The organism is Caulobacter segnis (assembly GCF_019931575.1).
Lineage (GTDB): Bacteria > Pseudomonadota > Alphaproteobacteria > Caulobacterales > Caulobacteraceae > Caulobacter > Caulobacter segnis_C.
In genome coordinates this window covers 4,080,376-4,094,734 of record NZ_CP082923.1, presented here as the reverse complement: position 1 = coordinate 4,094,734, position 14,359 = coordinate 4,080,376, and the positions used below count along the sequence as shown (strand labels likewise).

9 protein-coding genes and 1 pseudogene are annotated in these 14,359 nt (G+C 68.5%); 5 read left to right on the top strand and 5 right to left on the bottom strand.

What is annotated here, in order from left to right:
* Positions 1–81: 81 nt before the first annotated feature.
* Positions 82–594 carry a hypothetical protein gene (locus K8940_RS18925; protein WP_223391612.1) on the bottom strand — a complete coding sequence of 171 codons (513 nt, stop codon included), beginning with the start codon at positions 592–594 and terminating at the stop codon, positions 82–84.
* Positions 595–770: 176 nt separating this feature from the next.
* On the opposite strand from K8940_RS18925, the gene K8940_RS18920 reads away from it, so the two are divergent.
* Entirely contained in the window at positions 771–1,286 is a 516-nt protein-coding gene (locus K8940_RS18920) for a hypothetical protein (RefSeq protein WP_223391611.1), read from the top strand.
* Between the two features lie 171 nt (positions 1,287–1,457).
* On the opposite strand, the pseudogene K8940_RS18915 reads toward K8940_RS18920, so the two are convergent.
* Positions 1,458–3,397 (bottom strand): annotated as a pseudogene (locus K8940_RS18915) (M61 family metallopeptidase).
* 233 nt (positions 3,398–3,630) lie between these two features.
* The gene (locus tag K8940_RS18910; RefSeq protein ID WP_223391610.1) at positions 3,631–4,524 is read right to left on the bottom strand and encodes a BON domain-containing protein; all 894 of its coding nucleotides are present in this window, start codon (positions 4,522–4,524) and stop codon (positions 3,631–3,633) included.
* Positions 4,525–4,729: 205 nt separating this feature from the next.
* Here K8940_RS18910 and dnaG point away from each other — a divergent pair, with 205 nt between their 5' ends.
* On the top strand, positions 4,730–6,661 hold the full coding sequence (gene dnaG / locus K8940_RS18905) for a DNA primase (protein WP_223391609.1): 1,932 nt from the start codon (positions 4,730–4,732) through the stop codon (positions 6,659–6,661).
* A 596-nt stretch (positions 6,662–7,257) separates the two neighbouring features.
* Positions 7,258–9,216: an RNA polymerase sigma factor RpoD gene (gene rpoD / locus K8940_RS18900; protein WP_223391608.1), complete on the top strand. Its 1,959-nt coding sequence runs from the start codon at positions 7,258–7,260 to the stop codon at positions 9,214–9,216.
* Positions 9,217–9,316: 100 nt separating this feature from the next.
* Here the strand turns inward: rpoD and K8940_RS18895 are convergent, their stop codons facing one another.
* Together K8940_RS18895 and K8940_RS18890 are read right to left on the bottom strand one after the other, a co-directional pair.
* Positions 9,317–10,945, bottom strand: coding sequence for a M56 family metallopeptidase (locus K8940_RS18895; protein WP_223391607.1), 1,629 nt, complete (start codon positions 10,943–10,945; stop codon positions 9,317–9,319).
* Positions 10,942–11,334 (bottom strand): BlaI/MecI/CopY family transcriptional regulator, encoded by a 393-nt coding sequence (locus K8940_RS18890; RefSeq protein ID WP_223391606.1) that lies wholly within the window; start codon positions 11,332–11,334, stop codon positions 10,942–10,944. The genes K8940_RS18895 and K8940_RS18890 overlap by 4 nt, the downstream gene beginning before the upstream one ends.
* A gap of 204 nt (positions 11,335–11,538) precedes the next feature.
* On the opposite strand from K8940_RS18890, the gene K8940_RS18885 reads away from it, so the two are divergent.
* A complete protein-coding gene (locus K8940_RS18885) occupies positions 11,539–13,113 on the top strand; it encodes an alpha-N-arabinofuranosidase (protein WP_223391605.1) in 1,575 nt (524 codons plus the stop codon).
* An 11-nt stretch (positions 13,114–13,124) separates the two neighbouring features.
* The gene (locus K8940_RS18880) at positions 13,125–14,240 is read left to right on the top strand and encodes a glycoside hydrolase family 43 protein (protein ID WP_223391604.1); all 1,116 of its coding nucleotides are present in this window, start codon (positions 13,125–13,127) and stop codon (positions 14,238–14,240) included.
* Positions 14,241–14,359 lie beyond the last annotated feature (119 nt).

Sequence of the window (14,359 nt, the reverse complement as noted above, 5' to 3'; positions counted from 1 at the left end):
CGCTGTTGCCAGGCACTATGGGGGCAGTTGTCAGACCACTCAAGCCAGAAATGGTACCGGTCTCATTTCTGGCGCGCGGGTTCAGTGCAGGGCGGTGGTCGAGGGTTTGGCCGTCAGGGCGTGAGTCTCGCCCATCCAGGTTGGCCAGACATCCTTCGGCCACCCGCCCACGCCGTACTGGCCGCGCACGATGCCCAGCCATTGCCGCAGGGCCTGGGTCATCAGGGTCAGGTTGGCGACCACACCCTCCTCGGACTTGAAGGTCAGGACCACGCCGTCCGTTCCGATGTGGATGTCCACCGACTCGATCAGCCAGGCGCCGGCGGGCGACGCGGCCTGGACCGCCGGCTCGGCGGCCAGCGACGCCTCGGCCGCCTCCTGGGCGAAGCCCTGGGCCAGTTCGCTGTCCATCACCTCGGAGGCGCCCTGCCGCTCTAGCCACCCCGTCAGCTGCGGCGCCAGCAGGTTCAGCAGCCGCTGGGTCAGCCACAGCACCACGGTCTGGTCGTCGGCCGTCGCGCCCGAAAGCCGGATCCGGTCCTCGGTGACCACGTACTCGGTCGTGACGCGCTGCAGCTCGGGACTTTCCCGCATCTTGGGTCTCGCGGTTGACGGAGAGTCGAGGATACCGGTCCCGCCGACCGGACGCCAACACCCGTGGCAGGAGGCGTTCGCGCGTTTCAACCTCTGCGGACCCAAGTCCGGTAGCGCGTCCTAGACGCGATGCGAGCTTGACCTTAAGCCTGAGGTTCGACTTCTGGGGGGAATCTATGAAAGTCAAATTCGCCGCCGCGCTGGGCGGCCTGGCGCTGCTCGCGTCCACGTCGGCCTTCGCCGAAACCGTCATTCCGGAGGGCGCCGAACTGGCGATGCGTCTCGAGGACGCGATCTCCAGCCAGACGGCCCACGAAGGCGACCGGTTCACGGTCAGCCTGGACGAGGACGTCAAGCTGTCCGACGGAACCATCCTGCGCGCGGGCTATCGCGGCGTGGGCGAGGTGGTCGAGGCGCGCGACAACGGCATGCTGGGCAAGAACGGCAAGCTGAACGTCCGCCTGCTCTACATGAAGGTCGGCGACGACCGCGTCCGGCTGCGCGCCAACCGCGGCTCCAAGGGCGAGACCCGCGTGGGCGCCACGGTCGCGACGGTGATCCTGTTCTGGCCGGCCGCGCCCTTCATCCGGGGCAAGGACGTCAGCATCAAGAAGGGCACGGTGATGACGGCCTATGTCGATCAGGACGTGAAGCTGCCGTCTCCGCTGCCGCCGCCGCCCGTCGCCGACTAGGCCCGAACCGCAGACACAAAAAAGGGCCCGCTTGGGAGGGGGCGGGCCCTTTTCGGTACGCGTTCAGAGGGATTGAACAGTCGGAAAGGTGACACAGAGGCCGCCCTTCCGCTCTTCCCCAAATCGTCGCAGGCCGCGAACAGTTCGCAACCTGGCGGCGAGCATGGTTAATTATTTGCGCGGCGTCAGGATGTCGTCGAGGCGGCTTGGAACCCCGGCGATCTTCTCCAGGCGCGGGTAGCGCAGGCCGCCGCGGTAGTCGATCTTGACCATCCGGTAGCGCGAGCCGTCCTTGATCAGCAGCTCGACCAGCGGGTTCTCGGGCTTCACCGCGGCGGTGACGGCGGCCTTCAGCTTGTCGCCGTCGAAGGCCTCGCCGTTGACCGCGACCACCGTCAGTCCTTGGGTCAGGCCGGCCTTGAACGCCGGGCCGCCCCACTGCACGTCGGTCAGCACGCCGTCCGAGCCCACCGTCAGGCCCAGCGCGTAGGGCAGGGCGGTGTTCTTGGCCTTGCTCTCGGCCGTCTTCATGAACTCGGTCTGGGTGTCGGTGTAGACCACCTTGTAGCCGCCGCGCGCGAAGCCATCGAGCGGGGCCTTTTCCTGGACGTCCTGGATGCGAGTCTTCAGGAACGTGGCCCAGTCGTTGGCCACCACGCCGTTCAGCGTGCTGACCACGTCGTCGAAGGTGTAGGTGCGCGGCACATACGAGCCGTTGTCGACGCCGAAGAAGGCCTTGGCGAAGTCGTCCAGCGACTTCTTGCCGCCGGTCTTCTCGCGGATCAGCGTGTCGGCGTCGAGCCAGACCAGCAGGCCTTCCGAATAGTAGTCCTCGCTGCGCTGGTACGAGAGCCAGGACAGCGGCTTGCGGTTGGCGATGATCGGGTCGTTGGTGGTGTCCTGCACCGGACGCCAGTCGCGGCCGCGGCGGTTGTCGTAGGCGGCGGCGGTGGCGGCCAGGCTGTCCAGCGCCTGTTGCTTGGTCAGCAGGCCCGAACGGGCGGCCAGGACGTTGCCCCAGTACTGGGTCTGGCCCTCGTAGACCCACATCATGCTGTCGCGCATCGGCACGTTCAGGTTCGGGGTCCACAGGTCGGCGGCGCGGCGGAACTTGCCGTTCCACGAGTGGGTGTATTCGTGGCTGAGCAGGTCGCGGCCGACGAAGCTCTTGTCCCACTCGGTGAAGTATTTCGGGACCACGCGGTTCTCGGACGAGCGGTGGTGCTCCAGGCCGATGCCGCCGATCTTGTCCGACAGGGCGACCAGGAAGTCATAGTGGTCGTAATGGTGCGAGCCGTACAGCTTGTAGGCCTGCTGCACGAGATCCTTGTGGATCTGGATCTGCTCGGGCTTGGCCTCCAGCAGCTCGGGGCTGTCGGCCACCAGGTTCAGGCGCACGGGAGCCGGGCCGGTCGGATCCAGGTCGATCGACTTGAAGTACTTGCCCGCGAAGATCGGCGAGTCGACCAGGGTCTCGACCGTGGTCGGCTTGAAGGTCGTGACCTGGCCGGAGGTCGAGGCGGTCTCCAGCGCGGTGGCCAGCTTCCAGCCCTCCGGCAGCTTGACGCTGGCCTCGATCGGGATCTGCGGGTGTAGTAGCCGGCCGGATACATCGTCACCTGCAGCCACTGCAGGTTCAGCATCTCGGGCGTGACCTCGGTGCGGCCGACCTTGGCCTCGACGGCGGTCAGGAACTGGTAGCTGATCTCCAGCGCGCTGACGCCGGCCGGGACGTCGACGTGGAAGGCGTTGACCTGCACGACGTCGCGCGTCCACGGGATGCGCTTGCCGCCCGCGGTGACGACCAGGCCCGCCAGCTTGTCCAGGTCGTTGCGCGGCGAGTGGCCGCCCGGGACCCACTGCGGATACAGGAACACGAAGTCGCCGGCCTTGCTGACCGGGATGGTCGTGGTGACGTTCCAGATCTTGCGGTCCAGATCGGTAGCGTCGACGGTCAGCTTGAGCGGGCCGACATAGGGAACGTCGCGCGGCGCCTCGATCGGCGGGGTGGGCGGCGCCGACTCCGGCAGGGGCTGCTGAGCCAGGGCGGCCGTCGCGGCCAGGGACAGGACGGAGACGGAGAAGAACAGCGCTTTCACGAAACACCCCAAATGCGGCGCGCGGGCTCCCTCCCGCGGCGAGAAGCCGGGATGTTTGTGGCGTTAACACCCACTTGTCGAGGCCAAGTTGGCCGCGACGCGCAGAACGTGGGTATGCGGATGGTAGATCCTCCCCCAGCGGGGGAGACTGGCCGAAGGCTGGAGGGGGAGTGTGGCGAGCTTGCCTATTCCCCCTCCGTCGTCTCTTCGAGCCGACACCTCCCCCACTAGGGGAGGATTGAGGGCTACATCGGATCCGACAGTGGCGCGGTCGACGCCGTCGTGTCCGTCCCGCGGTCGACCCGCAGGTTGTTCTGGACGTTGTCGACGCCGCCGACGCTCTCGGCCAGGGCCTCGGCGCGCTTCTTGTCCTCGCGCGAGCGGACCGTGCCGCTCAGGGTGACGTCGCCGTCGGACACCGAGACCTCGACGCCGTGGGCGTCCAGCCAGCTGTCGTCGGTCAGGCGGTCGCTGACGTCCTCGCGGATGCGCTCGTCCGAGCGACGGTAGCCCTTGGGCCCGCGCCCGCGATGGGCGCCGTCGGCCTCGCGGCGGTGTAGGGCGTCCTGGTCGCCCATCCACGAGGAGACCTCGTCGCGGGCCCGATCGAACCAGGTGCGTTCCTCGTGGTGCGGTCGTCGTCCGTCACCGGGGCCGCCGCGCGGACCGAACGACCGGTAGGGGTTGTAGTCGCCATAGGCGCCGTCTCGGCCTCGGTCGCGGTGGTCGAAATAGCGCTCGTCGCCATAGTCGGCGGTGCGGCTGGAATAGCCGCTGGAGCCGTAGTCGCCGGTCGCGCCGCCGAAGTCGTGACCGCCCACGCGGCCCCAGTCGCCCGGTCCGCGAGAACCGCTCGCGCCGGCCCCGTAGTCGGCGCCCGACCGCGTGCGGCCATAGCCGATGTCGCCGCCCTGCTGGGCCGCGCGCAGGAACTCGCCGCCGCGGCGACGGGGCCGTTCGCCGCGATAGGCTTCGGGGCCGCGAGACGCCTCATAGCCTGAATTCTCGTAGGTGGATCTGTTGTCATAGGCCGGGTCCCGGCGTCGCGAGGCGTCGTAGCCATAGCCGCGCTCGCGGTCGAAATCGCCGTCGGGCTCGACGTCGAAGCGGCCTTCGCGGTCATTCCATCTCTGGGGCATGGGTCTTCTCCGTGGCGTTCTTGGAAGCTGCGGGCGCGTCGAGGCGCCCCGGCTTTCAAAACGGGCGGGCAGGAGTCGATGTTCCTAATGCCGCGCTTGAGATATCCACAGACTCAGCAAACTTGTGGGCGAAGCGCCGACGTCCGATATCGACGCCCTCCCGCTTCACTATGATGCGCGATCCACCGATCGGCCCCCGCCCTAGATGCGTTTCGACGACCGCTTCCTCGAAGAACTGAAGTCCCGCCTTCGCCCGTCCGACGTCGTCGGCAAGACGGTGAAGCTGCGGCGGCAGGGGCGTGAGTACGCGGGGCTGTCGCCGTTCACCAAGGAGAAGAGCCCCTCGTTCTTCGTCAATGACGAGAAGGGCTTCTATCACTGCTTCTCCAGCGGCAAGCACGGCGACATCATCAGCTTCCTGCAGGAGACCGAGCGGCTGACCTTCGCCGAGGCCGTCGAGCGGCTGGCGGCCGAGGCCGGCATGAGCCTGCCCGCCGTCGACCCGCACGCCGCCCGCGAGGAGCAGAAGCGCTCGTCCCTGGGCGACTGGATGGAGCTGGCCACCGCCTGGTTCGAGGCCGAGCTGCGCCGTCCCGGCGGCCAGACGGCCCGCGCCTACCTCGAAAAGCGCGGCCTGCCCGAGACCGAGTGGAGCCGCTTCCGCATCGGCTTCTCGCCCAACAACCGCACGGCCCTAAAGGACTATCTGATCGCCAAGGGCGCCAAGCCGGGCGATCTGGTGGACGCCGGGGTGCTGATCTCGCCCGAGGACGGCGGCCAGCCTTACGACCGCTTCCGCGACCGCATCATCTTCCCGATCACCGACAGCCGGGGAAAGGTCGTGTCGTTCGGCGGTCGGGCGATGGATCCCAACGCCCGCGCCAAATACCTGAACGGTCCCGAGACCGGCCTCTTCCACAAGGGGCGGGTGCTGTACGGCCTGTTCGAGGCCCGCAAGATCTTGCACGCCAACCAGAGCGCTACTCCGAACGAGCGCACGCCGATGGTGGTGGTCGAGGGTTATATGGATGTCATCGCCTGCCAGCGCGCCAACGTGCCGGCCGTGGCGGCCATGGGCACGGCCCTGACCGAGGAGCAGATGGAGGCCCTGTGGCGCCTGCATCCCGAGCCCACGCTCTGCTTCGACGGCGACAAGGCTGGACAGCGCGCCGCCCACCGGGCCATCGACCGCGCCCTGCCGCTGCTCAAGCCTGGTCGCTCGTTCCGCTTCTCGATGCCGGTCGGCGGCAAGGACCCCGACGACGTGCTGCGCGAGCAGGGGGCGGACGCGCTGCGCGGGCAGCTCTCGGACACCAAGCCCTTCGTCGTCGCCCTGTTCGAGCGCGAGCGGGACCTGGAGCCGCTGGACACCCCCGAGCGCAAGGCCGGCCTGCGCCAGCGCCTGCGCGCGGCGGCCGGGACCATCGCCGACAAGGACCTGGCCCAGGCCTACAAGGACGACCTGCGCGAACGTTATGACGCGCTGTTCCAGCGCGCGCGGCCGGGACCGCCCCAGGACGGCGGCGGCTATGGCGGCGGCGGAGGCGGCTTCCGCGACGGCGGCCGGCCCTTCACCCCGCGCAATGGCGGCGGCGGAACCTGGCGCAACGGCAAGCGCGAGCCGCCGGACCCCGGCCTGCGGCCGATCGCCAAGGCCCAGATCGTCGGGCGCATCAAGCCGTTCAGCGCCGCCATCGCCCTGGCGGCTATCGACCATCCCGGCTGGGCGCGCGCCTATGACGAGGCCATAGAGCGGGTCGGCTTCGGCGATCCGCGCCTGCAGCCCCTGGCCCACGAGCTGTTCCTGGCCCTGTGCGACGACCACGGCGACGATGTTCCGCTGCGAGAGCGCCTGTCGCGCAAGGGCCTGTCCGAGCCCCTGGCCGAGGTCGAGCGCGTCGCCCAGTCCGATGCTCCGTTCCTGGACGCCCGCTACGACCCGGCCAAGGCGCGGGCGCTGTGGGCGGCCTGCTACGAGGCGGTGATCGAGATCGCCGATTCCGAGCGCGCCCTGGACGGCATGCGCCGTGAGGACGTGACCGCCGCCAGCCTGGCGGCCACCCGCGACCTGCGCGACCGCATCGCCGTGCTGCAGCGCCAGATCAGCAATCTGGAGTTCTGGCGCGGGGCGCAGTAGCTCCACCCGTCTCCCCGTAGCTCCCACAACCCACTTCCCCGGCGAAAGCCGGGGCCCAGGTCGAACCCAGGGCATTGGTCATTCGGCCGAGGCGCCGGGGCGTATCCGCCCAACCACTCAGGCTGAATCTGGGCCCCGGCTTTCGCCGGGGAAAGCGGGAAAAGGGCGAAGAGGCGAGGAAAAGAGCCGCAAATCTTTGCGGTCGCGGACGCTTCACATCTTGACACTGGCGTCACCCAAAGCCACATGCCGACTCAAGGAACTGCCAAGCAGCTGACTGACATCGGCCGGGCCGCCGAAGCGCGCGCCCTCATTCGAAACAGGATGTCACCCTCGCCGCTGCCACAGGTCCCCAGCGGTCGTTGACCCTTTCAGGGAAGACGCCAGGCCGCGCTCACGCCTTACGGCCTCCGCCGGGTCTCCCGCGGAGCGTTCGCACATGGCGAAAGAGCGCGCTTGAGCGACGTCTGACGGGAACGTGATCACTGGGAGTGCGCTGAATCACAGCGCCGACCGACCAAGGCAGTCCTTTTCGAAACGGATTTTCTCGGCGCCGCTCTTGCACAGACCGGCCGGCGTCGATTTCGGAGAGCTTGATGAGCAACAATTCCTCGGCCGAGACGGAAGCGCCCGAAGCCACCGGTGGCGATGGTCCGCTGCTCGACCTGACCGACGCCGGCGTCAAGAAGTTCATCAAGCAGGCGAAAGCCCGCGGCTACGTCACCATGGACGAGCTGAACAAGGTGCTGCCGTCCGAGGAAGTCAGCCCGGACGCCATCGAAGACACCTTGGCCATGCTCAGCGAGATGGGCGTCAACGTGGTCGAGGCCGAAGAGGACGCCGAGGGCTCGGAGGGCGGCGAGGTCGCCACCCGCGACGAGAACACCACGGTCATCACCAGCGACAAGCCGGCCGCCTACGACCGCACCGACGACCCCGTGCGCATGTACCTGCGCGAGATGGGTTCGGTGGAGCTGCTGTCGCGCGAGGGCGAAATCGCCATCGCCAAGCGCATCGAGGCCGGCCGCGACACCATGATCCGCGGCCTCTGCGAGTCCGCCCTGACCTTCGAAGCCATCATGGTGTGGCGCGAGGAACTGGGCACCGGCCGCATCCTGCTGCGTGAGGTCATCGACCTGGAAGCCACCTACGCCGCGATCAACGGCGTGGCCGCCCAGCCGGCCGCCGACGAGGAGGCCGAGCCGGCCGAACCTGTCGACGACGAGGCCGGCGAAGCCAAGCCCGAGGGCGAAGGCGGCGAGGACGACGACGATTTCGACGATGGCGCGGGGCCGACCGTCAGCGCCATGGAAGGCGAACTGCGCGAAGGCGTGATGGCCATCCTGGACGCCATCGCCAGCGAGTTCGAAAGCTTCCGCAAGCTGCAGGACAAGCTGGTCGGCAGCCGCCTGAAGGGCGAAGACCTGTCGGACGCCGATCGCAAGGCCTACGAAGGCCTGTCGGCGACGATCATCCAGCACCTGAAGACGCTGAAGCTGAACAACAACCGCATCGAGGCTCTGGTCGAGCAGCTCTATGCGATCAACAAGCGCCTGATCGGCCTGGAAGGCCGCCTGCTGCGCCTGGCCGACAGCTACGGCATCAGCCGCGGCGAGTTCCTGAAGGCCTATTTCGGCTCCGAGCTGAACCCGACCTGGTCGGAACAGGTCAAGGGCATGGGCGTGCGCTGGACCAAGTTTGTCGAGAACGACAACCAGTCGGTCCTGGACATCCGCCAGGAAATCGCCGCGCTGGCGACCGAGACCGGCGTGCCGATCGACGACTACCGCCGCATCGTCCAGACCGTGCAGAAGGGCGAGCGCGAGGCCCGTCAGGCCAAGAAGGAAATGGTCGAGGCCAACCTGCGCCTCGTGATCTCGATCGCCAAGAAGTACACCAACCGCGGCCTGCAGTTCCTGGACCTGATCCAGGAAGGCAATATCGGCCTGATGAAGGCCGTCGATAAGTTCGAATATCGCCGCGGCTACAAGTTCTCGACCTACGCCACCTGGTGGATCCGTCAGGCGATCACCCGCTCGATCGCCGACCAGGCGCGGACCATCCGCATCCCGGTGCACATGATCGAGACGATCAACAAGATCGTCCGCACCAGCCGCCAGATGCTGCACGAGATCGGCCGCGAGCCGACCCCGGAAGAGCTGGCCGAGAAGCTGGCCATGCCGCTGGAAAAGGTCCGCAAGGTCCTGAAGATCGCCAAGGAGCCGATCAGCCTCGAAACGCCGATCGGCGACGAGGAAGACAGCCACCTGGGCGACTTCATCGAGGACAAGAACGCCGTCCTGCCGATCGACGCCGCCATCCAGTCGAACCTGCGGGAAACCACCACTCGCGTGCTGGCCTCGCTGACCCCGCGTGAGGAACGCGTGCTGCGCATGCGCTTCGGCATCGGCATGAACACCGACCACACGCTGGAAGAAGTCGGCCAGCAGTTCTCGGTGACCCGCGAACGCATCCGCCAGATCGAGGCCAAGGCCCTGCGCAAGCTGAAGCACCCGAGCCGGTCGCGGAAGCTGCGGAGCTTCCTGGACTCGTAAGCATGTCCTCGGGCTTGTCCCGAGGATCCAGGCTTTAGATACGAAGACGCCCCGGTCGCAGGACCGGGGCGTTTTTGTTTTCGGATGCCTGTCCCGTGGCTCAGGTCATGTCCTTGACCTGCTCGGCCAGCCGATCCGCCTGGCGTTCCAGGTCGTCGGCCTGGCCTGGCAGACGGCGGGAGAGGTCCTGGAGTTCGGCGTCGGTGACGTCGTGGCCGCGAGCGCGGTTGTCCTGGATCTGCTTGGCGCGGTAGGCCGGATCGCGCAGGCGAGCGGCCTCATCGCGCATCTGACGGGCGCCGTCGCGCATCTGGACCGCGCCCTTGGCCATGTCGACACGGGCCTGCCGCATGGCCTGGACCCGGATGCGCTCGCCGTCGCGGCGGGCCTGTTCACCGGCGCGGCGCGCCTCCTCGCCCGCAAGCCGGGCCTGTTCGCCGATGCGACGGGCTTCCTCGCCGGAAAGGCGCGCCTGCTGGGCGGCGAGGCGGGCGGCGGCCTCGATCTCGTCGCGGTGGGCTTCGACCTGACGGCGAATCTCCTCGGCGTTGACGCGCGCGGCCTCGGCTTGGGCCCTGGCCCACTCGGCTTGGGCGTGCGCCTGGTTCCGATCCCATTCGGCCTGGGCGCGGGCCTGGACCGTGTCGTAGGCGTCGGACTCCGTTCTCGCGTGGCGAGCCGGCGGCGCGGGCGGCGCAGGCGGGGCCGCTTCGGCGGGCGGCGCGGGCGGCATGGGCGCGCTGGTGACCGCGACGGGCGGAGCCGGCGGCGCGGGCGGCGCGATCTGACGGCTCAGGCCGAAGGCGGCCAGGGGCGTGGCGACGATCGCCAGGGCGGCGACGGTGAGACCCACGGTCAGGGGGCGGCGGCGTTCGGGCGTATCGGTCATGATGCAGGCGATCCTCGTCTTGAGCGTCTTGGCGTCGGCGGCCATGGCCAGGGCTTCCCTGGGGGCGCCGAGCGGGGCGGGCGTCGCGGCCAGACGCACCAGGGTGCGGGCGTAGAGCGCGCGGTCGACATGGGTCAGGGCGGCGGCGTCGGCGGCTTCCTCGGCGCGCTCGGCCAGCGTCGCGTGCAGCCGCCAGACCAGCGGGTTGAACCAGAAGATGGCCAGGGTCAGGCGCGACAGGATCAGGAAGATCCAGTCGTGGCGACGCAGGTGGGCCAGCTCGTGGGCCATGATGGCCGGGGCGGCGCGGGGCTCGGCCAGGGTGGCCGGGTCCAGCAGGATGGTCCCCGGCGCCACGCCCCAGCTGAGCGGGCCGGCGACGCGGTCGCTGGCCACCACGCCTGGGCGGTCGATCGGCGGCAGGGTCTTGATCGGCGCCAGCCAGGCCGCGTCGGTCACGGGCTGGCCCTTGCGGGTCCAGCGCTCCAGGGTGCGCAGGCCGAGGGCCAGGCGGCCGCCGATCAGCGCCGCGCCCAGCAGCCAGGCGCCGCCCATCATCGCGCCGGGCGTGGTCCACCACAGGGGCGTCTCGGTCGGCGCGGGAAGGCCGCCGGCCAGGGGCGCGACGGCGGGCTCGGCCGGCAGCGGCGGCAGCAGCGCCAGCTCGAGCGGCGGCAGCATGTTCATGATCGCCGGCAGGGCCAGCAGCAGGCAGACGGCGGCGCGCAGGATGTCGACGCGCTCGACCGGCCGGCGGGTCAGGAACCGGGCGCCGGCCAGGCCGCCGCCGGCGACGATGCTGGACTTGACCAGCAGGGAGAACAGCAGGGTCCAGGTCACGACTTGTCCTCCCCCAGGGCCTTGGTCTCGACCGCGTTGTCGATCATCGCCTCGAGCGCGGCGGCTTCGTCGGGCGTCAGACGCTGGCCCATGCCCAGCAGGGCGCTGGCGGCGCTGGCGGCCGAGCCGGCGAAGAAGGTGTCGATCACCCGCCGCAGGGCCCCGACCGCGACGGTTTCGGTCTCCTGGGCCGGGCGGTAGCGGACCCCCTCGGGGCCGCTGGTCCGCTCGATCAGGCCCTTGGCCTCCAGGCGCGAGAGCATGGTGCGCACGGCGGAGTCGCTGAGCGGATCAGACAGGGCGCCGCGCACCTCAGCCGTGGTCCCGGCCTCCAGCCGGCACAGCGTCTCGAAGACCTCGCGTTCGCGCCGGGGCAGGGTGTCGATCAAGGCGGCCTCCGCTCACTGTTCGCCAGTGTGTCGCTACATACGTAGCGCTACACGTGTAGCGAGGGAAGTGAACTCGCCGTAATGCGCGAAAGAAGGCGTCAGCGGGCCTTGCGCGGCCGCCTTGGCCAGTCTTGACAAGCGCAGGGCGCCAGGGTCTACGCTGTCGAATAATCAGACAAATAAAATTTGGGGTCGGAAGCTTTCATGAAGCCGCTTTGGTTCGCCGCGCCGCTCGCGTTCGCCTTGTCGATCGGCGCTTTGGCTCATGCCGCCGCGCCCGACGTCGCCGTCACGGTGGACGCCGGCAAGCCCGGTCCCATCATAAACCGCAATATACTCGGACAATTTTCCGAACATCTCGGCCGGGGTGTCTACGAGGGCATCTGGGTCGGGCCGGACTCGAAGATCCCTAATACGCGCGGCATCCGCAACGACGTCGTGGCGGCGCTGAAGGCGATCAAGGTTCCCAACGTTCGCTGGCCGGGCGGCTGCTACGCCGACGAGTACCACTGGCGCAACGGCGTCGGGAAGGAACGCCCGACGACGACCAATTCCAGCTGGGGCGGCGTGCTCGAGACCAACCAGTTCGGCACCCACGAGTTCATGGACTTCGTCGACCAGATCGGGGCCGACGCCTACGTCTCGGTCAATGTCGGTTCCGGCTCGCCGCAGGAGGCGTCCGAGTGGCTGGAATACATGACCACGGACAAGCCTTCGGAACTGGGCAAGCTGCGGGTCGCCAACGGGCGCGAAAAGCCGTTCAAGGTGGCGATGGTGGGCCTGGGCAACGAGAGCTGGGGCTGCGGCGGCTCGATGACGGCCAGCGACTACGCCAAGGAGATGCGTCAGTTCGCGACCTTCACCAAGAATTTCAACCCGGCCCAGAAGAGCGGGCCCGACAAGATGCTGAAGGTGGCCGTCGGCGCGGATCGCGACGACTACGGCTGGACCGAGACGGTCATGCAGGCCTGGAGCAAGAAGATCTACAGCTGGGACATCGATGCGATCTCCCTGCACAGCTACACCTGGCCCAAGAAGCCGGAGCGGGCCACCGGCTTTGACGCCCATCAGTACGCCGAACTGCTGAAGTCCACCCTGTGGATGGAGGAGCTGGTCAGCAAGCACGCGGCGATCATGGACAAGTACGATCCGGCCAAGAAGGTCGGGCTGCTCGTCGACGAGTGGGGAACCTGGTTCAAGGTCGAGGAGGGCGCGCCGGGCTCGTCGCTGTACCAGCAGAGCACCCAGCGCGACGCCATCGTCGCGGCCCTGAACCTCAACATCTTCGCCCGCCACGCCGACCGGGTGAAGGGCGCCAACATCGCCCAGACGATCAACGTCCTGCAGGCGATGATCCTGACCGACGGCGACAAGATGCTGCTGACGCCGACCTACCACCTGTTCCGGATGTACACGGCGTTCCAGGACGCCAAGGTCGTGCCGCTGGCCTACGACGCCGGGACCTATCAGGAAGGCGACGTGACCCTGCCGCGCCTGGACGCCATCGGGGCGGTCGGCAAGGATGGCAAGCTGTGGCTGTCGTTCACCAACCTCGATCCCCGCCAGCCGCTGAAGATCACGCCGACGGCGCCCGGCTACACCTTCAAGGGCGCCCAGGGCGACACCCTGGCGGCCGACGAGATGGGCGCGTTCAACACCTTCGCAGCGCCCACGCGGGTCAAGCCGCAGCCCGCAGCGATCAAGGCCGCCGGGTCATCGGCGACGCTGGAGCTGCCGCCGCACTCGGTGACCGTGATCGGCCTGGATCCGGTGAAGTAGGAGCGATGCGCATGAAACGTCTGCTGCGGGCGGCCGTCGCCGCCGTCGCCCTCCTGGCCTGCGCCGCCCCGGCGATCGCTGGGTCCCCCGTCGCGTCCAAGACCCTGGAGCTGGTCGACAAGCTGGCCGGCCGCGCCCAGCCGGTCCCAGCCGACAAGGCCCAGAGCGCCTATCTTCTCGTCTACTTCAAGGACGAGACCCACGCGGTCTACTTCGCCACCTCGGCCGACGGCTACACCTTCACCGACGTCAACGGCGGCGAGCCGATCTTCACCGGCGGCCAGCTGGCCGAGCAGAAGGGCGTGCGCGACCCGCACATCATGCGCGGTCCGGACGGGGCCTTCTACCTGGCCATGACCGACCTGCACATCTTCGCCAAGGAGGCGGGGCTGCGCGACACCCAGTGGGAGCGGCCGCAGAAGCCCTATGGCTGGGGCAACAACCGGAACCTGATCCTGATGCGGTCGTACGACCTGATCCACTGGACCCATGCGCGGGTCCCGGTCGCCAAGCTGTTCGACAAGGACGAGACCCGCAGCGCCGCCTGGGCGCCCGAGACGATCTGGGACCCGGCCGAGAAGAAGCTGATGGTCTATTTCACGACCCGTTTCCTCGATGAGCCGGCTTCGCTGGTCTACGCCTACGCCGACCCGGCCTTCACGACCCTGACCGCCGCGCCCCAGTCGCTGTTTACGTATCCGGTGGCCGGCAAGGCCGCCATCGACGGCGACATCACCAAGGTCGGGAGCAAGTACCACCTGTTCTACGTGGCCCATGACACGCCCGGCTATCTGAAGCAGGCGATCTCGGACCGGGCGAATGGCGGCTATGTCTTCGACCCGGCCAAGGTCGATCCCGAGACCGTCAGCACCGAGGCGCCGAACCTCTGGCGCCGCCACGGAACGGGGACCTACGTGCTGATGTACGACGTGTTCGGGGCCAAGCCGAAGAACAACATGGGCTTCTCGGAGACCACCGACTTCGTCCACTTCAAGAACCTGGGCCGCTTCAACGAGCCCGGCTCGCCGATGAAGGCGACGAACTTCGCGGGGCCCAAGCACGGGGCGGTGATGGCCATCACCCCGGCCGAGGCCGCGCGGCTGAAGGCCTATTTCGCCGGCGGGTGAGGGACCCTGTCACTGCTACTCTCCAGTGTCATCCCGGGCGTAGCGAAGCGGAGAGCCGGGACTCAGGGGTCACCACACTGCGCTTGGCCCCTGGGTCCCGGATAGCCTCTGCGAGGCTT

Bases quoted from the DNA above. Each gene is read 5' to 3' on its own strand.
- K8940_RS18885 (WP_223391605.1), top strand. From the start codon at position 11,539: ATGAAGCCGCTTTGGTTCGCCGCGCCGCTCGCGTTCGCCTTGTCGATC.
- K8940_RS18880 (WP_223391604.1), top strand. From the start codon at position 13,125: ATGAAACGTCTGCTGCGGGCGGCCGTCGCCGCCGTCGCCCTCCTGGCC.
- K8940_RS18925 (WP_223391612.1), bottom strand. From the start codon at position 594: ATGCGGGAAAGTCCCGAGCTGCAGCGCGTCACGACCGAGTACGTGGTC.
- K8940_RS18910 (WP_223391610.1), bottom strand. From the start codon at position 4,524: ATGCCCCAGAGATGGAATGACCGCGAAGGCCGCTTCGACGTCGAGCCC.
- dnaG (WP_223391609.1), top strand. From the start codon at position 4,730: ATGCGTTTCGACGACCGCTTCCTCGAAGAACTGAAGTCCCGCCTTCGC.
- K8940_RS18920 (WP_223391611.1), top strand. From the start codon at position 771: ATGAAAGTCAAATTCGCCGCCGCGCTGGGCGGCCTGGCGCTGCTCGCG.
- rpoD (WP_223391608.1), top strand. From the start codon at position 7,258: ATGAGCAACAATTCCTCGGCCGAGACGGAAGCGCCCGAAGCCACCGGT.